Here is a 5,110-nt window from a genome sequence, read left to right on the forward strand (position 1 = left end):
GTGAAGGGACGGCTGCGTTTGGTTGCCGCAGCCTTATTGCTCACCGTGCGGCTTGCAGGCGCCCACACGTCTGAGGCGCCCACGCCAGGCATGCCGCAGACGCCACACGGCACACCGTCTCAGGCCCATGGGCAAGAAGCGCAGGTACTTGCAACACAAAAGCCCGACTTACCTTCCCAAGAGGAAGGCGTCAATGTGATCACCCCCAGTGACGAACCCCGCGTGCCAATGCAGAATCCCAGCCGAGGCATCGCCGTGCCGGGCGACACCATGGTCGACAACGATGTCTATCATCAGTTTCTGCTCGATCGGCTCGAGACGGTACGCACTCGCGACGCGACGGGATGGGCATGGGACATGCAAGGCTGGTTCGGTAAGGATCTTGACCGACTATGGTTGAAGACCGAGGGCGAGCGACTGTTCGGTCAAACCGCAGACGCCAAAGTTGAAGCGTTGTGGGGTCATGCATTTGCCACATTTTGGGATTGGCAGGCAGGCGTTCGCCGCGACTTCGGTGGTGGACCAACACGTACGTGGGCTGCCTTTGGAGTGCAAGGGCTCGCGCCATACTGGTTCGATGTCGAAGCGACCCTGTACGTCAGTAATGGCGGGCGTCTTGCGGCCCGTGTGCGTGCTACCTACGATGTCCGCCTCTCGCAGCGAAGTGCCCTCACTCCCGAAATCGAAGCCAACGTCTACTCGAAGACCGACCAGGCGCGCGAGATTGGCCGCGGGCTGGCCGATGTTCGCCTCGGCTTGCGACTGCGATACGAACTTCGGCGCGACTTCGCTCCGTACATTGGCGTGGTTTGGAGCAGGAAACTGGGAAGGAGCGCAGAGTTTGCGCGAGCGGCGGGGCAAGACGCCGTAAACAAGCAGATCGTGGCTGGAATACGATGGTGGTTTTGAACCAGGAGCCTGTCAGGCTGCGCTCTGGGCGCTTTGCTATATAGCTCAGCATCGCGGTTTCCCGATCGCGCCGTCGGCATGAACGTCTTACCAAGACGTAATTTGCGGGTCATCGAAGCGAGAGGATTGCCTCTCTAGAATGCTTGACATCAGTCACGTTCCAGGAGAAAACGATGAATCGCAATCGACTTGTTCCGCTCATGCTCGCAGTCCTCTTCGCAGGCAGTTCGGCGGCATGGGCCTCAGACAAATTCCGTGGCGACGGCGGGGACAATTGGATCGAACATGTGCGGCAAAGCCCGTCAGCAACTCAACCGGATGTGAACAGGACGGCGTTGCTCTTCGGCTCGCCCGCGCCAGTGTCGCTGGCTGCACGCACTTTGACAGTTAAGCCAGGAATGAAATACATCAACGTCGAATCCGGTGAAACCGTCGCTTTTTCGGCGGGGACTGGGACGCAAGCATGGACGTTCATCGAAGCAATGCAGAGTACTTCGGTCGATTTGGGCGTTCTGCTGCCGGATGTGCCCGACGCTAAGGGTGTGCGCGTCATCATTGCGCGCAGCAAGTGGCTCACAGGCAGTTAGGACTTTCGTTCGTTCACTTCGGTCCCGTTACGACTCACTCGGTCGTGCGGGGCTGGTGTCGCTGCGCCGCCTCCCCCGTCCCCAAGCGATCAGGGCGGCAACCTGGATTGCTGTATTGATGAATTGCAGTGCAATCAAGGCAAATTGCTTGGTCTCCAAGTAGACGAACACCAGTCCGATGTTACCGGCGATCCAAGCGAGATAGCCGCGCGGATCCTTCCTCGCAATAAGGAGCTGACCGGTCAAGCCGGCCAGGATGACGAAGAGTTGCAGTGCGTTCACGGTAAGCACCCGGTGAACCCGTCTTGCCAGCTAGGTGGCGCTGGGCGTCCAGCGATGCGGGAGCAGTTCGGCGATGTCGGCCGCCTTGTGGGTCGGCAGTCGCGTGAGGACGTCTTTCAGATAGGCGTAGGGATCGTGCCCGTTGAGCTTGGCCGATTGGATCAGGCTCATGACGGCAGCCGCGCGTTGACCGGCGCGCAGTGAGCCTGCAAACAACCAATTGGAGCGACCCAGGGCAACCGGCCGGATCTGTCGCTCGACGTGGTTGTTGTCGATGGGCACCGTCGGGTCGTCGAGGTAACGCACGAGAGCCGGCCACCGCTTGAGGCTGTAGTCAATGGCCCGCGCGATCGCCGAGCCGTCTGGGACGCGGCGTCGCTGTTCCTCGAGCCAGGCGTGCAGCCGCTCTAGAATCGGGCCAGCCCTTTGTTGCCGCGCTGCCAGGCGCTGGTCTGGCTCAGCATCCCGCACTTGCGCCTCGATCTCGTACAAGCTCACCATGTAGCGCAGTGCCTGGCCCGCCAATTCGCTCTTGTGCTTGTCGTGCAGTTCAAAGAACTTGCGCCGCGAATGGGCCATGCAACCGATCTCAGTGACGCCACCGTCGAAGCTGGCCTTGTAGCCGGCGAAGTCATCACATACCAGCTTGCCTTGCCACTGCCCCAGGAACGCGCGAGCGTGCTCGCCGCTGCGGCTGGGCGCAAACTGGTAAATCACCGCGCGCATCTTCTCGAACTCGCTCGGCGCATAGGCCCACAGGTAGGCGCGGTGCGTCTTGCCATTGCCGGGCGCGAGCATCTGCACTGGCGTTTCGTCGGCGTGCAGAACACCGTGGCTCAGAACCTCTTCTTGCAGGGCGTCCACCAGCGGTTGCAGACGCACGCCACAGATGCCCACCCACGCGCCCAGTGTCGATTGCGGGATGGCCAGACCGGCGCGCGCATAGATGCGCTCCTGCCGATACAGGGGAAGGTGGTCGCCGAACTTGGACACCAGCGTATGTGCCAGCAGTCCGGCCGTCGGGATGCCTTTGTCGATGACGTGGGGTGGCACCGGCGTCTGCACCAGCGTCTCACACTGATCGCACACCCATTTGCCGCGGATGTGACGCTCCACGGTGAACGTGCCCGGCGTGTAGTCCAGCTTCTCGCTGATGTCTTCGCCAATGCGCTTGAGCGCACACCCACAGGTGCAGGTCTCTGCGTCCGGCTCGTGGTGGATGTCGGTGCGCGGCAACTGCGGCGGCAATGCCTGGCGCTTGGGCTTGCTCTTGGCTTCAGATTTGGACGACGGCAGGAGCGCTTCCAGTTCGGTCTCAATCGCCTCGAGGTCTGCGTCAATGGCTTCGTCCAGCAGACTCGCCTGTTCAGATGTCAGTTGCTCGCTGCGCTTGCCGAACTTCCAGCGCTTGTGGATGGCCAGCTCGTGTGTGAGCTGGTCGATCTTGGCTTGCCGGTACCGCAACTCCCGGTCCTTCTCGCCGACCTGGGCCATCAACTGCGCAGCCAGTGTGCGCAGTTCGTCCGGGCTCAGGGCATCGAGGTTGGTGGGTAGGTTCATGCGGCGAGTCTGCCAGAACCCCAAGTCCTCTGGAAGGAAGCCAGTTTACGGCTTTGGGGGTATTACACGACCGTGATCGCGTGGTCGTGGGTGAGCGTCTGCCAAGGCAGCCCCGTCACCAGCGCACGCAATTGCTCGGGATTGAGCGCCGTGGCGATCGCCTGGTCGCCGTTCGTCCAGATGAAGCGCCCCTTGTTGAGGCGCCGCGCGGCCAGCCAGATGCCGAAGCCGTCGTAGACCAGCACCTTCATGCGCGTCGAACTCTTATTGGCAAACAGGTAGGCGTGGTGGGGGCGTGCCGCGCCGAACACCTTGACGACCCGCGCGAGGATCGTTTCGGTACCGGCGCGCATGTCCAGCGGCTCCACGGCCAACCAGATCGCGTCCACCCGAATCAACGCAACCACCCTTGCAGCCACTGGGCGCACTGCGCTGCGGCCGATCCCGGCCAGCGAAGACTGATCGTCGTCGCGCCACGGCGGACTTCGATCTGGATGTCCGGCACGGCAGTGGTCGGCTCGCCGATCCGCAACGGGATGAACTCGCCTTGCGGCACCCTCATCAACTCGCGGTCCTCAGGCGCGCCATTCTTTGCTTCCTGCTCGGCGACCCAGCGCCGCAGCAGATTCGCATTGAGGCGATGGTGCAGGGCTATCGCCGCGATCGAAACACCCGGCTGCATGCACTCCTGCACTGCCTTGGCCTTGAACTCGGCGCTATGCCGACGTCGGCGCCGTATTGGCGCGCTCTCTTCGATAGTGTCCACGTGTCCACCTAGAACTAGATGGACACGATGCTCCTTGCTACGCGGGTCCCCTTCAAGACGGGTTCACCGGGTGCTTACCGTTCACGGTAAATCCGGTCGTTGCGGTCAGGCTCGCTAGATTGCTTGAGGAAGCCGACACGCATTCTGCTGAACAATGGCAGATTGCATGCCCCTTTTCTGGCTTTTGGGCAGCAAATGACGCCAGCTTGGCTGGCGTACCAGCGGGCGAGATACTTACTGCGCTGCCGCGCTTACCACCACAGTCATCGGCGTCCACGCTTCCATCGCCAGCTCCCTTGTTTCGCCTGCATCCAAGACCAAATTGATCGGTTGCGTTCCCGGCAGGGTCTTAACGCTGCTAGCATCCTTGACGTCCAGACGTAGGGCTACAGAAGCACTTCCCCGGTTGACCAGCCGCATGATGTAGCGTTGCTGATAGGAAAGTACTTTGGTCAGAATGACGCCACGCGGCGCAGATACGTCAAACTCCTCCGCATTTGTGGGAAAGGGTTGTGTACCCCCCAAGATTACGACGGGGTTGTGGGCGTCGAATCCGTGCTCAAGATGCAGGACGAAGCCTTTGGCCACCGTCGGAAAGCTGGCAGCCACGGCCAACACCGATATCAAAGCGTTTTTTTTCATGCAATAGTCTCCTAGTGGGCGGGACCTTGAGCGCGTCGTACCCGCACAGCCAAATGCCTGAGTTGGCGTGAAAGAGGGTTAGCTGAGCTAAAGTCGAAAGTGGTGTACGGGGGAGTTGAGGCGGGAAGTTGAAGGCGGTGGAGGTTTCAGCTGAGAATCTGATTGTCGAAGTCGGAAACCAGCAAAAAATCAAACCATCCACCATGAGCAAGGATACGGAAAAAGCAGTCGTCGGTCTATCGGGAGTCGGGCTTGGACTTGACGAATTGGTTCGTCACGGGGCGCGGCAAGTGATTCAACAAGCGATCGAAGCGGAGTTGGCGGAGCTGATGGAGCGGTTCGCGAACGTCAAGACGTTACACGG

General features: G+C 60.9%; 7 protein-coding genes and 1 pseudogene. 3 read left to right on the forward strand and 5 right to left on the reverse strand.

Annotated elements, in window-relative coordinates:
• Both BEK68_RS02220 and BEK68_RS02225 read left to right on the forward strand, forming a co-directional pair.
• On the forward strand, positions 1 to 909 hold a 909-nt coding region (locus BEK68_RS02220), incomplete at its 5' end, for a copper resistance protein B (RefSeq protein ID WP_249262883.1).
• Between the two features lie 173 nt (positions 910 to 1,082).
• Positions 1,083 to 1,496: a CzcE family metal-binding protein gene (locus tag BEK68_RS02225; protein WP_004635279.1), complete on the forward strand. Its 414-nt coding sequence runs from the start codon at positions 1,083 to 1,085 to the stop codon at positions 1,494 to 1,496.
• A 27-nt stretch (positions 1,497 to 1,523) separates the two neighbouring features.
• On the opposite strand, the gene BEK68_RS02230 is transcribed toward BEK68_RS02225, so the two are convergent.
• The 5 genes from BEK68_RS02230 to BEK68_RS02250 form a co-directional block, all read right to left on the reverse strand.
• Entirely contained in the window at positions 1,524 to 1,778 is a 255-nt protein-coding gene (locus BEK68_RS02230; protein ID WP_004635277.1) for a nicotinamide mononucleotide transporter, read from the reverse strand.
• Between the two features lie 30 nt (positions 1,779 to 1,808).
• On the reverse strand, positions 1,809 to 3,338 hold the full coding sequence (tnpC, locus tag BEK68_RS02235; protein WP_009238807.1) for an IS66 family transposase: 1,530 nt from the start codon (positions 3,336 to 3,338) through the stop codon (positions 1,809 to 1,811).
• A gap of 62 nt (positions 3,339 to 3,400) precedes the next feature.
• Positions 3,401 to 3,766, reverse strand: a complete 366-nt coding sequence (gene tnpB / locus BEK68_RS02240) for an IS66 family insertion sequence element accessory protein TnpB (protein ID WP_306303472.1) — start codon at positions 3,764 to 3,766, stop codon at positions 3,401 to 3,403.
• Positions 3,733 to 4,104, reverse strand: a complete 372-nt coding sequence (tnpA, locus tag BEK68_RS02245) for an IS66-like element accessory protein TnpA (protein WP_004633552.1) — start codon at positions 4,102 to 4,104, stop codon at positions 3,733 to 3,735. Before tnpA ends, tnpB begins: the two co-directional genes overlap by 34 nt.
• A 234-nt stretch (positions 4,105 to 4,338) precedes the next feature.
• The gene (locus BEK68_RS02250; protein ID WP_012435593.1) at positions 4,339 to 4,746 is read right to left on the reverse strand and encodes a hypothetical protein; all 408 of its coding nucleotides are present in this window, start codon (positions 4,744 to 4,746) and stop codon (positions 4,339 to 4,341) included.
• A gap of 203 nt (positions 4,747 to 4,949) precedes the next feature.
• On the opposite strand from BEK68_RS02250, the pseudogene BEK68_RS25360 reads away from it, so the two are divergent.
• A pseudogene (locus BEK68_RS25360) lies at positions 4,950 to 5,110 on the forward strand (IS256 family transposase); the annotation flags it as partial.

The sequence above is a fragment of the Ralstonia pickettii genome, from assembly GCF_001699815.1.
GTDB classification, from domain to species: domain Bacteria; phylum Pseudomonadota; class Gammaproteobacteria; order Burkholderiales; family Burkholderiaceae; genus Ralstonia; species Ralstonia thomasii.